Source organism: Methylobacterium nodulans ORS 2060, assembly GCF_000022085.1.
Classification (GTDB): domain Bacteria; phylum Pseudomonadota; class Alphaproteobacteria; order Rhizobiales; family Beijerinckiaceae; genus Methylobacterium; species Methylobacterium nodulans.
The window spans coordinates 4,745,623-4,762,648 of sequence record NC_011894.1 but is presented as its reverse complement, the minus strand read 5'-3'; the positions used below and the strand labels follow the sequence as shown (position 1 = coordinate 4,762,648).

General features: G+C 68.1%; 11 protein-coding genes. 3 read left to right on the top strand and 8 right to left on the bottom strand.

What is annotated here, in order from left to right:
* Window positions 1-363: 363 nt before the first annotated feature.
* Entirely contained in the window at window positions 364-1,842 is a 1,479-nt protein-coding gene (gene gabD / locus MNOD_RS22070; protein WP_015931182.1) for an NADP-dependent succinate-semialdehyde dehydrogenase, read from the bottom strand.
* Between the two features lie 739 nt (window positions 1,843-2,581).
* On the opposite strand from gabD, the gene MNOD_RS22065 reads away from it, so the two are divergent.
* The 3 genes from MNOD_RS22065 to MNOD_RS22055 all read left to right on the top strand — a co-directional run bounded on the left by MNOD_RS22065 (window position 2,582) and on the right by MNOD_RS22055 (window position 5,738).
* The gene (locus tag MNOD_RS22065; protein WP_015931181.1) at window positions 2,582-3,499 is read left to right on the top strand and encodes a VOC family protein; all 918 of its coding nucleotides are present in this window, start codon (window positions 2,582-2,584) and stop codon (window positions 3,497-3,499) included.
* Window positions 3,500-3,573: 74 nt separating this feature from the next.
* On the top strand, window positions 3,574-4,104 hold the full coding sequence (locus MNOD_RS22060; protein ID WP_015931180.1) for a gluconate 2-dehydrogenase subunit 3 family protein: 531 nt from the start codon (window positions 3,574-3,576) through the stop codon (window positions 4,102-4,104).
* Window positions 4,101-5,738: a GMC family oxidoreductase gene (locus MNOD_RS22055; RefSeq protein ID WP_015931179.1), complete on the top strand. Its 1,638-nt coding sequence runs from the start codon at window positions 4,101-4,103 to the stop codon at window positions 5,736-5,738. Before MNOD_RS22060 ends, MNOD_RS22055 begins: the two co-directional genes overlap by 4 nt.
* A 17-nt stretch (window positions 5,739-5,755) precedes the next feature.
* Here the strand turns inward: MNOD_RS22055 and MNOD_RS22050 are convergent, their stop codons facing one another.
* The 7 genes from MNOD_RS22050 to MNOD_RS22020 all read right to left on the bottom strand — a co-directional run bounded on the left by MNOD_RS22050 (window position 5,756) and on the right by MNOD_RS22020 (window position 16,789).
* Complete coding sequence (locus tag MNOD_RS22050; protein WP_015931178.1) at window positions 5,756-7,234, bottom strand: SagB/ThcOx family dehydrogenase; 1,479 nt, start codon at window positions 7,232-7,234, stop codon at window positions 5,756-5,758.
* 13 nt (window positions 7,235-7,247) lie between these two features.
* Window positions 7,248-9,506 carry a TOMM precursor leader peptide-binding protein gene (locus MNOD_RS22045; RefSeq protein WP_015931177.1) on the bottom strand — a complete coding sequence of 753 codons (2,259 nt, stop codon included), beginning with the start codon at window positions 9,504-9,506 and terminating at the stop codon, window positions 7,248-7,250.
* Between the two features lie 1,444 nt (window positions 9,507-10,950).
* On the bottom strand, window positions 10,951-11,346 hold the full coding sequence (locus MNOD_RS49290; protein WP_244424546.1) for a caspase family protein: 396 nt from the start codon (window positions 11,344-11,346) through the stop codon (window positions 10,951-10,953).
* A gap of 487 nt (window positions 11,347-11,833) precedes the next feature.
* Window positions 11,834-12,433 carry a Dps family protein gene (locus tag MNOD_RS22035; protein ID WP_015931176.1) on the bottom strand — a complete coding sequence of 200 codons (600 nt, stop codon included), beginning with the start codon at window positions 12,431-12,433 and terminating at the stop codon, window positions 11,834-11,836.
* Window positions 12,434-12,541: 108 nt separating this feature from the next.
* Complete coding sequence (locus MNOD_RS22030; RefSeq protein ID WP_015931175.1) at window positions 12,542-14,164, bottom strand: L,D-transpeptidase family protein; 1,623 nt, start codon at window positions 14,162-14,164, stop codon at window positions 12,542-12,544.
* 46 nt (window positions 14,165-14,210) lie between these two features.
* Entirely contained in the window at window positions 14,211-15,440 is a 1,230-nt protein-coding gene (locus tag MNOD_RS22025) for an acyl-CoA dehydrogenase family protein (RefSeq protein ID WP_015931174.1), read from the bottom strand.
* Between the two features lie 329 nt (window positions 15,441-15,769).
* A complete protein-coding gene (locus MNOD_RS22020; RefSeq protein ID WP_015931173.1) occupies window positions 15,770-16,789 on the bottom strand; it encodes a TRAP transporter substrate-binding protein in 1,020 nt (339 codons plus the stop codon).
* Window positions 16,790-17,026: the final 237 nt, after the last annotated feature.

Here is a 17,026-nt window from a genome sequence, read left to right as displayed (position 1 = left end):
CCCCGTTGGCCGAGTCAGGGTGAGGCCCCTGGTCCCAAGGACACCGACGTCGGGTGCGGGTGTTCCTCCGTCCCGCCTGACGCTCCTCGCTGGCCATCCAGGGGCAGCTTGTGCGGCCGGGCAGAGCGGTCCCGGCAGCCGACAGGGCCGCGCTTGCACCATTTGCGAGGAGCGCTGCCGTGACGGATCAAAGCGCCACGCCTGCTCCTCGCTGGCGCAACGGAGCCCTCCCAACGACATTCCGCGACCCAACGGCAGGCTGCGCTGGGCGGAACGGACGTCCGCTCCGCCTCTCGCAACCGTTCGACGCGACTTGCGCAGGATGTCCGTCCTGCGTCCCGCACGACGCTCGAACGCAGGACCCTATATGCCGCCCATGCAGAGATACTTGATCTCCAGATAGTCCTCGATGCCGTAATGCGAGCCCTCGCGGCCGAGCCCGCTCTCCTTGACGCCCCCGAACGGCGCCACCTCGGTCGAGATGATCCCCTCGTTGATGCCCACAATGCCGTATTCGAGCGCCTCGGCCACCCGCCACACCCGGCCGATGTCGCGGCCGTAGAAGTACGAGGCCAGCCCGAACTCGGTGTCGTTCGCCAGTGCCACCGCCTCCTCCTCGGTGCGGAACCGGAACAGCGGCGCCACCGGCCCGAACGTCTCCTCCCGGAAGATCTTCATCGCGGGGGTCGTCCCGCTCAGCACCGTCGGCTCGTAGAAGCTGCCGCCCAGCGCGTGGCGCCGCCCGCCCGTGAGGAGCCGCGCCCCTTTGTCGAGGGCGTCCCTGATGTGCTCCTCGACCTTCACCACCGCCTGGGCGTCGATCAGCGGCCCGATCACCGTGCCGGCCGCAAAGCCGTCGCCCACCCGCATGGCCTGCACGGCGCTCGCCAGGCGCTCCGCGAAGGCATCGTAGATGCCGTCCTGCACCAGGATGCGGTTGGCGCACACGCAGGTCTGGCCGGCGTTGCGGTACTTCGAGGCGATCGCGCCCTTCACCGCGAGATCGAGGTCCGCATCGTCGAAGACGATGAACGGCGCATTCCCGCCCAGCTCCATCGAGGTCTTCTTGATGGTCTTGGCGCACTGCGCAAGCAGTTCGCGGCCGATCTCGGTCGAGCCGGTGAAGGAGAGCTTGCGCACGATCGGGCTGGCGGTCATCGCCCCGCCGATCGCCTGGGCCGAGCCGGTCAGGCAGGAGAGCACCCCCGGGGGGATCCCGGCCTGCTGCGCCAGCGCGCACAGCGCCAGCGCCGAGAACGGCGTCTGGCTTGCGGGCTTGAGCACCATGGTGCAGCCGGCGGCCAGCGCCGGTCCGGCCTTGCGGGTGATCATGGCGGCCGGGAAGTTCCAGGGCGTGATCGCCGCGCAGACGCCGATCGGCTGCTTGAGCACGACGATCCGCTTGTCCGGCCCGTGGGCCGGGATGACGTCGCCGTAGACGCGCTTGGCCTCCTCGGCGAACCACTCGATGAAGGCGGCCGCGTAGGCGATCTCGCCGCGGCTCTCGGGCAGCGGCTTGCCCTGCTCGGCGGTCATGATGGCGGCGAGATCGTCCTGGTTCTCCAGGATCAGGCTGAACCAGCGGCGCAGGATCGCGGCGCGCTCCTTGGCGGTGCGCCCCCGCCAGTCGGGCAGCGCCGCCTGGGCTGCGGCGATGGCGCGCTCCGTTTCGGCGGCGCCCATCCTGGGCACCGTTCCGAGGACCTGGCCCGTGGCCGGGTTGTCGACCGCGATGGTCTCGCCGCTGTCGGCATCCACGAAGGCCCCGTCGATATAGGCCTGCTGGCGAAACAGCGCAGGGTTCTTCAGCGTAGGGAGCTTACTGCTCAGTATGTTTTCCATGATCAGCCATCCCTCGTGCGTTGGCACATTCAGAAGGCGCACAGCGCGTTGCGCCTCTCATCGTTTCGACAGCGCGTTCGCGGTCCCCCCTCCCCAGTGGATCATTCGCCGATATCTGTGCACGAGACCATGATGGAAACCTATGGCCTATGATGATGCGGCTGTTGGGCGACGTGCCGGCATGTCTGGCGCCGGATCGGATGGCGGCTTGGCCAGGAGCTTGAGTAGCGATCCATCTCGGTGGTCGGCTTGCGAACCGAGCCGCTCCAGCGCCTGGCGGGCGAGCGCGCCCCAAGCTTCAGCTCTGGGCGCATTCGTGAATCAAACTGCACAAATCCAAGATATGTAACCTGATTATCAGTCTTAGAATGGATGATATTCTCGAAGATTTTCGATAAAATACCGAAGTTTATCAGCGATAAATTAGCAAGTTATATTGCAATTATCTCCAATATTCGATGATATGCTGGAAAAGATCTTCAAAATCTGGACATCACCGGGCTGGCTCCGGGGATGAGCCGAGGCACACTTTCCGGATATCAACTTATCTGGATTCGACTTGGTGATTCGTGGGGTCTCGAGCTGAGTGCTGCAAGCTGCCACAGCCTTGGCAGGCGCCACTTCCGAGACGGATTCGAGAAATCAGCGATAGTTCAACCATCCGGCCTATGCGATCATGCGAGAGACACTAGGCGGCGCTGCGCCGCGATGGGTGTCGCGCACCAGGGCGAGAGGCGAGATGGCTCCTCAAGGCCGGTTCGTCTGGTTCGAGTTGATGACGGGCGACATGGCGGCGGCGAGGGCCTTTTACGCCGATGTCGTCGGCTGGGGCACGAGAGACGCCTCTGTGCCGGGCATGCCCTACACGCTCCTGACGATCGGCGAGACGTCGGTTTGCGGGATGATGGCGCTGCCCAGTGCGGCGCAGCGGACGGGGGCGCGGCCGAGTTGGATCGGCTATGTCGGCGCCAGCGATGTCGATGCCGCTGCCAACCGGGCTGTACGTCTCGGCGGCACGCTGCACATCCCGCCGACAGAAGTCCCGAATGTGAGCCGTTTCGCGGTCATCAGCGATCCGCAGGCGGCGCGGCTCGGGCTGTTCAGATGGCTCGTGCCCCGCCCGGAGGAGGTCGATCCAGCCGACCGTCCGGGCCATGTTGGCTGGTCCGAGCTCCTTGCCGCTGACGGACGTACCGCGCTGGGCTTCTACCGCGAACTCTTCGGCTGGGACTACGCGGAGGGCGGGGAGGTCGATCCGGCGGGCGAATACAGCGTGTTTGCGGCGGGCAGGCAAGCGATCGGCGGCGTGCTCACCAAACCCGAGATCGTGCCCGCTGCGTTCTGGCTTCACTACTTCGTGGTCCCGGACATCGCACGGGCGGCCGAGCGCGTGACGTCCGGAGGCGGCCAGATCCTCAACGGACCGATGGAAGGTCCCGGCGGCACCTGGATCCTGCACGGCATGGACCCGCAGGGAGTCCTGTTCGCCCTGATGGGGAGAGGACGCGCCCGGACCGTCACCGTGACGTGGGCAAGCGACTGGCACGGGCGCTCGTCCGGAGGCAGGGTCCTGATGACGCGCATCGGGTCACTCCATGCGGAAGCTCCCGGGGCGCCCGACGCGCCGCCGGAAGGCCCGCCGGGTCGGCGCGCGTGAACTCCCCCTGCAGCGTGCGAAGCGGCGCTTCGGCTTCCGGGCCGCCCGACTCGCCGGCGCTCGGCGGGATGACCATGAACCGGCCCGCGCCCGTCGCACCGGGGCCGCTCTCTTCCCGTCGGCGCCTGCTCATCGGTCTCTGGCGCCTGCTGCTGATCGGGGGAGTCCTCCTGCACGAGCGCGGCGCTGTCGCGGCGCGCCGGCCACGCGAGGCGCACACTGCACGAACGATCGCGGCCGTGATCGACCGCATGCTGCCGGCCGACGAGCTGCCGGGTGGATGCGCGCTCGGGATCGACCGCCGCATCCTCGCACTGGCCGATCCGGAGCTGCAACGGAGCCTCGCGGCCGGTGTCGCGTGGCTCGACGGCCGAGCCCGGAGGGTGAATGCCCCGGATTTCCTCGCGCTCGACGAAGCCCGGCAGGAGGCGATTCTCAGGGCCGCGAGAGCCTCCACTGCGGAGGGCGCTGCCGCCATCGCGTGGCGCCTGCGCGAGTTCGCTCTCACCGCCTACTACTCCCATCCGACCGTGATGGCGGCGTTCGCGTATGCGGGGCCGCCCCAGCCCGGGGGCTTCCCGGACTTCGAGGAGGCGCCGCGGTGACGGCGCCCGGCTGGGACGTCGTCGTCGTGGGAAGCGGGGCCGGAGGAGCCGCGGCGGCGTACGGCCTGTGCGAGCGCGGCCTGTCGGTCCTCCTGCTGGAAGCTGGTCCGCGCTTCGATCCGGCAGCCGATTACGGCCAGGCCAGGACGGATTGGGAGCTGCGCGACTTCCCCGAGAAGCCAGGGTCGCAGGGCCGGGTGAGCTTCGCGCGCGGTCAGGTCCTGGCGGCGGACGAACCCCAGCTCGCTTCGTGGAATCGTGTCTCGGGCCGTCACGTCGAGGGGCGGCGGCGCGTGATGGGCCAGTATCATCACGTGCGCGGGGTGGGCGGCAGCACTCTCCACTTCACCGGAGAGGCCCACCGTCTCCATCCCGCAGCGATGCGGATGCGGAGCCGCTTCGGTGTCGCCGCGGACTGGCCCATCGACTACGCGGAACTCGAACCCTTCTATGTCCGGGCCGAGCGGATCATGGGCGTCGCGGGCCCGGCGGCGCAGGGCGCCCGCTGGCGTTCCGCGCCCTTTCCGCTGCCGCCCCATCCCCTGTCCTACGGGGCGCGGACCCTCGGCCGGGGGGCTGCCGCGCTCGGGCTCGGCTGGGAGGCCAACAGCCGCGCGGCTCTCTCGCGGCCTTCCGGCAAGAGGCCGCCGTGCAACTATTGCGGCGCCTGCCAGATGGGCTGCATGCCGGGGGACAAGGGCAGCGCCGACGTCACATTCGTCGCCGGCGCGCTCGCGACGGGCCGCTGCACATTGCGTGCCGAATCGCCTGTCGTCCGGATCGAATCCGGCCCCGACGACCGCGTGGCCGCCGTGCTGGTCGGCCGCCCGGACGGCAGCCTGGAGCGGATCGTCACGCCACATCTCGTGCTGGCCGCCGGTGCGGTCGAGACGCCGCGACTGCTGCTCGCCTCGGACGACCTCGCCAACGAGAGCGGGCAGGTCGGGCGCAACTTCATGGAGACGCTGGCAACCGTGCTGATTGCCCTGCACCCGGAGCCGCAGCATGCCCGGCGGGGCTTGCCCGACGACGCCATCTGCTGGGACTTCAACGCACCCGACGCGATCCCGGGCGTGGTGGGCGGGTGCCGCCTCTACAACTCCTCGGCCGAAGCTGGCTTTCTGGGCCTGTCGGCCTTCGCCATCCATGCGGTGCCGGGCTGGGGCCGCGACCATGCCCGTGAGATGCGCCGCACCTGGGGGCACTCGCTGAGCCTCTCGGCCCTCGGCGAGAGCCTTCCCAACGCAGTCGCCCGGGTCGACCTCGACGCGCAGGCGCGCGACAGGTTCGGCATTCCGGTAGCCCGTATCACCTCCTGGCTGGTGGAATCCGAGATCGCCCGCCTGCGCTTCATGGCGGTCACCTGCCGCGCGATGCTGGCCGCCTGCGGCGCCACCGACCTGATCGATGTGCTGACCACCTGGGACATGTTCAACGCCACGCACGTCTTCGGCACCTGCCGTATGGGCACAGATCCGGCAACCTCAGTGATCGATCCGAGCCTGCGCTCCCACCGCTGGCGCAATCTTTGGATCACCGACGCGAGCGTCTTCCCATCGTCGGGAGGTGGCGAGGGGCCCGCGCTCACGATCGCGGCCCTGGCGCTGCGCACGGCGCAGGGGATCGGGCGCTGAACGGCGCGCCGGAGGTCCTATGCCGGGCCGTCCGCCTCCTCCTCGTCGAGCCCGCGCCCCAGCGCGAACTGGCCGACGGCCCCTTCAATGTGGTGCGGCAGGCCCGTCATCCTCGCGAAGAGCTCGATGTTGGCGCTGCCGATCGCGCAGCCGCCGAGCCCCATCTCCGTGGCTACGAGGTACAGCGTCTGCGTGAGGACGCCGACGTTCTTCAGGATCAGCTCATAGGCCACGGCGCTGTACTTCCACGACACACGGCCGAAGCGCGCCGCGATGGTGATCAGGACCTGTGGCGGGCCGGGCGCGCCCATCGCGAAGGCGGCGGCCGCAAGCAGCGCATCGAGGTCCTGCGGGCGCACATGGAGGAGCGTGAGGGCGTGCCGGCCTGCATCGTAATGATAGTAGCCGGGCGCGAGCCCGTCGCAGTGCCGGACCGCAAGGTAGAGTTCGAGTTCGTAGCTCGCCCCCGCCGAGGGATAGGGCCTCGCCGTGTAGGACATCATCGGGCCGCCATGCTCGCCGTCGAGCGGGCTGCACCACGTCGCCTGGACCCGAGCCGCGCTGTCGAGGAGCCGCGCCAGTTCGGCGCGCGTTAGCGGGGCCCGGTCGTCGAAGCTGCGGGTCGAACGGCGCTCGCGCAGCAGCGCCGTCACCGGCCGGACCGTTGCGCCGGGGGTGTCCGAGTCTCTGCGCAGGTCGATGGCCCGGCCGGGCCAGCGGGGGCGAATAGCCGGCGGAGGGTTCGACAGGCCGACATAGGGGTAGCGCCCCCCTAAGGGATTGGCGTGCCGGCCCTCCGTACTGCGGGTGTGGAAGAGAAAATCGTGGAAGTCCCAGAGCACGAGATGCTCGTCACCCTCCGTCGCGCGCAGCCCGGCATCGCCATCCGCCTCGATCCGAAGGAGAATCTGGCTGTCCAGCAGCAGGGCCAGCAGCTCGGTGCCCGGGAAGCCGTCCTGGCGGCGGAGCCGCGCGACGGGCTGCGGCTCGGAGAGGCTGGCGAGCATGGCAGCGGCAGCAGGATCGCCGAGCCGGAACAGGGCGCCGGAGCGGGGCGATTCCAACACCATTTCGCTCGCGCGCCGCCGCATGTAGGCGAACCGCGAGAGGACCAGGGTGTCGCCGTCGGTCAGGTCCGGCAGTTGCGGCCAGTAATCCGGAACCTGCGGCTCGATGACGACCTCGCCGCCGCGATCCGCGCGGACGAGGCTGTACTCGACGAGGCCGCTTCGGGCGAGGCGCTGGACGAGCCGCAGCACCTCCCGGTCGACGCTATCCCGGCTGGCGGCCAGCAGGTCCACCGGCAGACCCGCCGAGAGAGCGCGCATGTGCTCCACCACGCAGGCATCGAAAGTGCCGAGACTGACCGCTTGATGCTCGACGCGGACCAGGATCTCGCCGCCTGCGGCCGCCTCGAGGGCGATGTGGCGGCTGAGCCGGACCGACAGCGTCGCCGGCGACGCAGCCTGTATGTGCGCGGTCCGGGAGGCTTGCATGCTGGCAGCCCTCTCAGGTCGGGGGGAACAGCGGATTGAGGTCGCGCTCGGCAACGGGCCGGTCGAGCCAGCCGAGCGCGAGCGGAACGTCGTAGAGTCGTCCCGGGCCGAAGCGGCGATAGAAATGCCGCATCCCGGGGACGATCACCTTGACGACCGGTACGTCGATGTCTGGACGCGTCTGGTCGAGGACGAGGAAGTTGAGGCCGAGACGCGCCGTCAGGTCCACGCAGGCAAGGACTTGGTCGCGCCGGTCGAGGCGGGCGAACCCCGGGCGGAAATCCGGCGGAAGCCGCGGCGCGCCCTCGGGCACGAAGTACGGGTTGGCCTCCAGCCGCCACTGCTGGGCGTTCTCGTGAGCAGCATCAATGCCGTGCCGGCGCGCCATGAGCCCAATCGAGAAGAATTGATTGAGTTCGGTGATCGCGCGCAGCGCGGCGATCCGCGTGTCGAAATGGGCTCCCGAGCCGAACTCGATGCACTCCTCCCCATTCTCCATCCAGTGCGAGACCGCCACGAAGGTCGGGATGCCGAGATCGTTGGTGATGTCGAGCACCCACAGCCGGCGCCCGGCTTCGGTCAGTTGGGCGTGCAGGTCGCGGATGTAGGAATCTTCGAGCGCATCAAGGTCGAGGGGCGGCCGCCGCAGCCGGTTGTACCACCAGATCGCGTAGGCATCCCGCTCGACGAGTTCGAGGAAGCCCTGCACGATGGCTTCCTCGACCGTGTTCCCGGCCGCGCAGCCGTTCGAATCCGCACTGGTCTGGGCATGGCCCGGACCCCAGTAGAAGTAGTACAGGAAGCTCGTCGGCAGGTATCTGAACTTTTGGTCCCGCAGGGACCAGACCGGCGACCATTCCAGCGGAGCGGAGGGGTCGAAGGGGGCCGGCGCGGCGGATTCGTGATCGTGCGGCCCCGTCACGCGTTGACGGTATTGCGCATCGCTGAAGAGCATGACGTCGTTCGGAGCGATCGCCTCGCCGGGCGTGAACTCCGTGAAGCGCCGGACCACCCTGATCTCGTCGCCCTGGAAGATCCCGGAATAGCGCTCGATCGCCTCCATCAGGGCGCTGGCCTGGGCCTGCTCGGCCGTGCTGCCCTTGCCGTAACTGTCGCCGCCGAGCCCTGCCTTGAGCGCCCAAACAGTCTCGGGACGGGGCGAGAAGTTGTGTCGCGCGACGTAGCTGGTGTTCAGCGAGAGGTCGGCTTCCATCGGCTCCAGGCGCGAGACGACTCCGGTGAGCGGGCTCACGTGCTTGCTGTAGCGCGCGAACGTGGCTCCGGGTGACAGCGCCCGGTATCCGCCGCTCGTCAGGACGAGCTTGCCACCAGCCTTCAGCTCAAGGGGGATCGGCGGACGGCTCGGATCGCGCCGCCCTGGGTCGCCGCAACTCGGACATTGCGGACGCGCTGCCACGAAGTGCCGGGCGATGGTCGACCCAGTCAGATCGAAGCTGAGCACATGATCGCGCAGGTCCGTGCGGAAGCCGGTGGCGATCGCCTTCGCGATCTCGATGGCGGCAAAGGGCACGGCGCTCTGCCCGACCATGTTGCGGACCAGAGGCGACAGCGCCATGGGCTTGGCCTGCCGGCGCTCCAGGAAGGCCTTGATTTCCCGGTTCCATCGCATCCGGTCGGCGAGGCAGGTCCAGCAGGCGCCCCGTCCCGGGGTGAACAGAGGCCCCACGAGCGGAAAGATCCCGGAGGGTTGAACGAGCAACCAAGGCGTTCCCTCCGACAGGTGCCGCCGGTTCTCCGCCGCGAGACGCGCCTCGAGATAGTCGCTCGCCAGCACGATCGTGAGGTCGGCGGCGCGCCTGACCACCCGCACGCCGAGATCGGCCAGTGCCGCCGCGAGGTCCTCAGTGCCTGCCACATCGAGCGCTCGGATCCGCACTCGGCAGTTCCGGAGGTTCAGCTCCGCGGCCTCGGGCGGCAGGCCGAGGCTTGCCCAGAAGGCGGCCGCCGTGCCGTTGCCCGCCGTGTCGGTGAGCAGGACGAAGCGTCGTTCGACCAGCCGCCGGAGGGCTTCGGTGATGGCCGCGGTCGGGAAATCGGGCTCCAGCGTGTCGAAGATCGCCGCGAGGGTCAGCTCGGCCGCCAGCAGCGGTGCGAGCGCAGCATAAAGATCACCTTCCAGAAAGAACTTGCGGTGCTCTGAATAGAGGCAGACGGCGTTCGGAGGCAGCACGTAGATGGAAAAGTTCGGCGCGAACCGCGGAATCTCCCGGCCGTCTCGCCGAATCGCAACGTTCCCGCGATCAGCTGTCATCCTGAGATCGCCCTCCATGACATTGGTTTCGTCTTTGTTATGCGGTGCCTCATCATCCAGCCTCATTCCCGGGAGCCGATACGCAGCAGGCCAGACCTGCATCATCGCAGCACACGCGCGACATGATCAGCCTCCGCCTGGAGCGGACAACGCAGCGCCACCTGAATAAATCGGGTTCCGCAACAATACCCGACTCTTGTCGCTCCTGGAGAGATGCGAGGTCACCCTCTCAAAGCGTCCGGCGGCCTCGCGAGGCCCTCGTCTCCTCACACGAGGTCGAGTACCCGCTCATGGTTGAACGGGCACCAATTTTGAACAACTGGCCGAAATCGACTTGATCCGGGCCAGCTCGCCTGCCGTTGAGCCGTCGGGGTCGCTAGCACCGGCAGCCGCCGCAGCCGCCGCAGCCGCAGCGGCAGCCGCGGCAGCCACGGCAACCCCAGCAGCGACATCCTCTGCAGCCGCGCCATCCCCAGCAGCCGCGGCAGCCCCGGTAGTAGCCTGCGAGCTGCACGTCACCGCGCAACGTATCGGTCATTTCCCTGTCGAAGACGAAGAATGTCGCAAGGCTGACGTCGCTGATTTCTTCCTCGTGGAGACCGAGCGCCATCTCGGGCCGAGGTGGGACGTCCTGCGATGCTGCCTCCAGCGTTGGAACGCCGACAGCTGCGGACGCTCCACTGGCCATCGACAAGGTCAATCCGACAATGCCCGCTACTGGAACAGCCTCGTTCCGACACTTGTCCTTCGATGTTCGCGACACGGTTCCCTCCATTGTTGGAGTGAGAGTCGGACCGGTCCTTTGCATTCCATCCTGGCGCTGACGCGCTGGAAATTCCCATCATAATGATTTTCCAAGAAATGTCAATATGACTTGCGCCATTCCGTTCGGATTACTGTCGATTTGCAAGCAACACATCTAATCATATACGGAGTATTTTCTCAGGATGAATTCTCGTCAGTATGGCATATGAGATAGATACTTTCTTGTATAGACCTAATATACTTCTTAAATTAGGGCTGAATAAACAATATCATAGCATTATTACCTATGTTCAGACGGCGATATATTGGCAAGAGAGCTAAAATCACCTTACAAATGGCTGTAGATTGTCAAATCAGTAGACTGGTATCAACTCTCAAGCTTATCTGCGTCAAGGATCATCCCGGAACAATCAAGTTACGTCACGAGTCGAGATTCAGTTTCGGTTGAATCATGATTCAATGAGGCGGCAGCAGTCGTTTCGTGAGTGGAATTTTCAATGCGGCGAGTTCCGGCAATTAGATCCTGTTCACTGACCGGCTGCAGATGAGGTCCTGTCGGCGCAAGCATGCGCATCACCGCCATTGACGCCCCTCGTCGTCAAGTCACAGAACCCACGCATCGCAGTAGATTCGCCTCATACGAGTCGAGTTCAGGCTCTCAGGTCAGCGTCAGCCACGTTCAACGCGTTTTGAAGAAATAATCCTCACGCCTGAGAGCGCCGTAGACGAATGGCTCCTGTTTGCGGCCTGTATCCGCCAGCACATCATCGTGTACCAGCCCGAACATCTTGCGGATTTCGATACCCGGATTGGCAATATTCTTGATCAGGGCCGCCGCGAAGGGACTGTTCCCCGGACTGCCTTGCTCAACGAGCGCCACCTGGCCATGCCTGGCTGTGAACCGCAGACAGGGCCGCCCGCCTGGCTCCGCCATGGGCCGGCAGCGGATTCTGCCGATCAGCCGCCTGTGGAGATAGACCCGCTTCTCGCGCGTGACGGCCTCGCCATCGAACTGCCAGCGGTGGTCGGTGCGTCGCGGCAAGCTGTGCTCCGCCCCCGCCAACAGGATCGCCATCTTCGGGGACATTCGCCGCTACGCTTCCGAGCCATCGTTGCTACGCTTCGGGCTCGCCAGCCCCCTGCCGCCCGGTCGAGGCCGATCCCATCCGTGGAGTTGCTCGGGCCGGGCGCCGGGCCGTTCAGGCAATCGGCGACGCCGCGTTCAGGTGCTCGTCGGGGACCTGCTTGAGCTTGGACAGCTCGCCGATGGCCGGAAGTGTCGGCATGCCGGGGATGGCAGCGGGCCGGGTCGGAGGAAGAGGCAGCGGATCCCGGCCCGCCGGTGACGCCACGAACAAGGAAAAGGCAGCGCCACACCCATGGGCTGCTCGCTCTCGCGCCGGCCGTCTCTCACTCAGGTTGAGCGTCACCGAAGATGGTCGGCTTCAACGGCTCGTCCGGCCACGGCCTTGCGGAGATCGTCGAGGGCCGTTGGTCCCCGCATGATCGCGGATTGAGCGACTTAGAGCCGCCGACCTGATGCAATCAGGTTGGGAACGGCTCTAGTGGCCGTCGGCCCCGCCGCGGCGGCTGGCCTCGTAGAGGAACCACGTGCGCTCCTCGGCCTGATCGATCCACTCCTCGAGCATGCTCGCCGTCGAGACGTCGTTGTGCTCGTCGCAGAGGTCGTGCAGCTCACGCATCCGCGCGGTCGTCGCCTTGTTGTCGTCGCGCAGCTCCGCGAGCATGTCGAGGGGGTCGACGTAGTCCGCGTTGTTGTCGGCGATCCGCGTCTTCCGGGCCGCCTGGCCGAGGGAGCGCAGGGTCGTGCCGCCGATCTTGCGGGCGCGCTCGGCGACGTCGTCCGTCACCGCCAGGATCTGCGCCGCCTGCTCGTCGAGCAGCAGATGGTAGTCGCGGAAATGCGGGCCGCTCACGTGCCAGTGGAAATTCTTGGTCTTGAGATAGAGGGCCAGGAAGTCCGAGAGCAGCACGGTCAGTCCCTCGGCAATCTCCCGGGATGCCTCGGGCGAGAGGTCGGAGGGGGTGTTGAGCCGCTCGGCCGTCACGCGCAGGCGGGCATCGGCCGTAGCGGTCTTCGGCCGCGCGGCGCGGCTGCGGGAGGGCCGGACCGCCGCGCCGGCCTTGGGAGTACGGGCCATGAACCAATCTCCGGGTGGTCGGGCGCCGCCGGCGGCGCGCCTCCGCTCGCCAATTCGAGCGCGGCCGGATGGTTCCGCCGGAAGCCGCCCGGACCGAACCGGGCGCCATCAGGTCCGCGGATTGGGAGCGGATGCGGCGGGCGGTGCCTTCGGCGCCGTAGCGGGCTTGGGCACGGCCGGAGCTGCGGTCGAGGCCGTGGCCCGGCCCGCGGCGGGCTTCGGCCAAGGCTTCGGCGAAGGCTTCGGCGCGATCGAGGCGGTCGCGGCCACGTCGGGCTCAGGTCTGCCCGGAGCGGGCGACCCGCCGTCGAGGCTGTAGACGTCGTCGCGGAAATGTGCCCGTCCGTCGGGCGTGGCATAGCCGGTGAGGTACACGAAGGTGACGGGCACGGGCTTCGCGAGCTTGATGTCGCGCCGCTCTCCCGTCGCGATGCCGGTCTCGATCTCCATCGGCCCCCACACGGTGCCGGGGCCGCCCGGGCCCGGCGTCCCTTCGAGGAGCCACCCCACCAGCCCCTTGACCTCCGCCACGCGCACGCAGCCCGAGGAGTGGAAGCGCGCGGTGCGCGAGAACAGGTTCTTGGAGGGGGTGTCGTGCATGTAGACGGCGTGCCGGTTCGGCATGTCGATCCGCACCTGCCCGAGGGAATTGTCGAAGCCCGGATCCTGGCGCAGCGTGTAGTTCACCGCCTTCTCGGTCGACCAGTCGATCGCGGTCGGCTGCACCTCGTTGCCCTGCCCGTCCAGCATGCGGATATGCATCTTGGCGAGGTATCCGGGGTCCTTCCGCATGTGCGGAATGATGTCCTTCTTGATGAGCGAGACCGGGACGGTCCAGGTCGGGTTGAAGTTGACGTTGGTGATCCTGGTCTCGACGAGCGGCGAGGCGCGGTCGGGCTTGCCGACGACGGCCACGTAGCGGCGCGCGACGGTGCCGCGCTCCACCGCCTCGACGGTGGCCGAGGGGATGTTGGCGACGACGTAGCGCTCTCCGAAGGGGAAGCGGGATCCCATCAGCCGCGAAGCGGAGGCCGCGAGCTGGCGCTGGCGCGTGCTCGCCGGGACGTTGAGCGCCTTCACGGTCATGGGGCCGAGGAGGCCGGTGTCCGGCAGCCCGTGGCGCTGCTGGAAGCGCTTGAGGGCCGCCACGAGGGCCTCGTCCATGACGTCGGAGGCCGGGGCATCGGCGGCGAGGTCCTCGGTGACGGCGAGGCGGCGGCGCAGCAAGGCCACGGCAGGGTTCCGGTCACCGGGCTTGAGGGACAGGTTCGCCGGGACGCCCGGCCAGCCGCCCGCCTGGACGATCGCCTGGTAGCGGTCGGCCATCCGCAGGGTGTCGAGGAAGGTCGAGGGGGCCAGCGTCGGCGTCGGATCCTGCGAGATCTTCGCCAGTACGAGCGGCGGCAGCGCGCGGGAGGCCTTCTTCGGCGTGTCCTTGGGCGGATCCTTGGGCGCATCCCTGGACGGATCCGGAGCGGTCTCCCGCGCCGGTTCCGGGGTCGGCTGCGGCGGCAGCGCCGCGGGTTCCGGCGCGGGGGCCTTCGCGGGCTCGGGGGCCGGCGGAGCATCGGCCGGTGCCGGCGCGGCGCCCGGCGCCGGGACGGCGGCCGGCGGCACCGGCGCGGGCTGGGCGAGCGCCGAGGCCGCTCCGAGGAGCCAGGTCGCCGCGACGAAAGGCGACAGACGCGGCCGGCGCCGGCCGGGCGGGAGGGCAACCTGACGCAACACCATTGCCGGCCTCGTGATCGGACGAGACCGGAGAATCACCCGATTAGGGTTACGAAAGTCCTGCCGCTTCCGGCCCGGCCTTCGGCCAGGCGAAGAAGTCGCGCCCCTCGCTCTCCAGATGCCGGTTGAGCACCATGCGGTGCACCTCGTCGGCGCCGTCGACGAGGCGGGCCTGCCGGGCGTAGCGGTAGATCCACTCCAGCACCGTGTCCTTCGAGTAGCCGCGCGCACCGTTGATCTGGATGCCGATGTCGGCCGCCCGGTGCAGCAGGTTGGCGACGTGGATCTTCGCCATCGAGACCTCCTTGCGGGCGAAGCGGCCCTGGTCGAGCTCCCAGGCCGCGCGCATGACGAGCAGGCGCCCGATCTCGATGTCCATGGCAAGCCCGCCGAGCATCAGCTGCACGCTCTCGCGATCGGCGAGCCGCATCCCGAAGCCCTTGCGCTCGGCCGCATAGGCTCGCGCGATCTCCACGCAACGCATGGCGAGGCCGAGCCAGCGCATGCAGTGGGTCAGCCGGGCCGGCCCGAGCCGCACCTGCGTCACCTTGAGGCCCTTGCCCTCCCCGAGGAGCACGTCCTCGGGGGCGATCTCCAGCCCGTCGAAGGCGAGCTCGCAATGACCCCCGTGCTCCTCCGGCCCCATGATCGGGATGCGCCGGACGATCTCCCAGCCGGGCTGGTCGCGGTGGAACAGGAAGGCGGTGAGCCCGTGGCGGGGATCGTCGGAGGTGCGGGCGATCAGGATGAAATGCGCCGCGTCCTCGGCGCCGGTGATGAACCACTTGCGGCCGTAGATCCGGTAGCGCCCGTCCGGCCCACGCTCGGCCCGGGTCCGGATCATCGACGGATCCGAGCCGCCGCCCGGATGCGGCTCGGTCATGGCGAAGGCGGAGCGCACGGCGCCGGAGACGATCGGTTCGAGCCAGCGCTGCTTCTGCTCGGGCGTGCCGAGGGCTTCGAGCACCATCATGTTGCCGTCGTCCGGGGCGGCGGAGTTGAACACCACGGGGCCGAAGATCGAGCGATTCATCTCCGTGTAGCAGGCGGCCATGCCGACCTTGCTCAGCCCCTGCCCGCCGGTCTCGGGGCGCAGCTGCAGGCACCAGAGGCCGGCGGCCTTCGCCCGGGCGCGCAGATCCGCGAGCAGGTCGAGCCGGATGTTCTCGTGGGAGTCGAAATTCGCCCGGTCGGCCTCGACGGGCAGGATCTCGTCGGCCACGAAGGCCGCGATGCGGGCCCGGTAATCCTCCACCCGGGGCGGGAGCGTGAAGTCCATGGCAAGCCTCGGCTCAGTTCCAGTTCCGTGTCGCGCCGGTTTCGACTGCCCGATGCCCGGTCCTCGCGGCACGATCGGGCGGGATGACCGCATGCCGCGCCGCCCGGCCCTGCGCTGATCTTCGGCGCAGGACGGAAAAACGATCCTCCCGCGGGCGCCTTTGCCGCCGCTGCGGCGCGAAAGGAATTTCTGCGGCCAGGATTCACCTGTGTACGGGTCGGAACGCGACGGGGCTCCTAATGTTCTCTGTCAGGAGCCCCGTCGCTCCGGCCGGCGCCTCTGGCCTGTCCTGCCCGCAGCACTCGCCAGAAGACCCGGCCCTGATCCCCTCAGGCGATCGGGCCGGTATGCTTCTCGAGCAGCGCCCAGGCGTCGTCGCCGAACTTGCCCTTCCACTCCTTGTAGAAGCCAGCCGCCTGCAGCTTGGCCTGGAAGGCCTTGGTGTCGACGTCGTGGAAGATGAGGCCGCGCGCAGTGAGGTCCTTCTCCGTCGAGATGTTGCGCCGCGCCGTCTCCTCGCGCTGGGCCACGGCCTGCGTGTTGAAATGCTTGGCGACGACGGTGCGCACGTCCTCGGGGAGCCCGCGCCAGATCTTGCCGTTGGCGAGCAGCCAGAAGCCGTCCCACATGTGGTTGGTCTTCGAGAGGTGCTTCTGCACCTCGTAGAGCTTGGCCGCCTCGATCAGCGCGAGCGGGTTCTCCTGGCCCTCCGCGATCCGGGTCTGCAACGCCGAGTACACTTCCGCGAAGTTGATGGTCATCGGGGCGGCGTCGAAGGCCTTGAACATCGAGGTCCAGAGCGGGCTCGGAGGCACCCGGATCTTGAAGCCCTTGAAGTCGTCCGGCGTCAGGATCGGGCGGGTCGACGAGGTCGTCTGGCGGAAGCCGTTCTCCCAGATCCGATCGAAGGCAAACAGCCCCGCCTTGCCGATCTTGTCGCGCACATGGGCGCCGAGTTCCCCGTCCATGGCCGGCCAGAGCTTGTCGTAGGACGACCACGCGAAGCCGATGCCGCTGATGGCCGCAGCCGGGACCAGGGTGGCGAGGATCAGAGGCGAGAGCGTGAAGAACTCGAGGGCGCCCGAGCGCAGCTGGCTCAGCATATCGGTGTCGCCGCCGAGCTGGTTGTTCGGAAACACCTTGATGTCGACCTTGCCGCCGGTCTCCTCGCGGATCGCGTCGGCGGCCTTGACCATGTAGATGGTGAGCGGGTGGTTGACCGGGCTGTTGTTGGCTGCCTTGAGGCTGAACTCCGCCCCCTGAGCGGTGCTGATCCGCAGCACGGCGGGCGCCGCGACGGCGCCGGCAAGAGAGAGCTGGAGCGCACGGCGGCGCGAGATCGAAGTCATGGCGTCCTCTCCTGGCCCTCGAACGGGCCCGACCGGGCCCGTGGGCCCGCGTTCTTCGTTGGGCGCTCCCGCCCCCTGTGGGGCGGGTCCGCGGCGCGCTTAAAGCACGTTTCGAGTGCGCCGACATCAGAAAGCGCTCGGGCTTAGCTCTGCAACCGGCGCCGGGCCAGCCTCCATCGGCGTGCAAGGCTCGCACCAGCCAAAAGCCGGTAGAACATCCCCGGGAAGTCCGGCCCG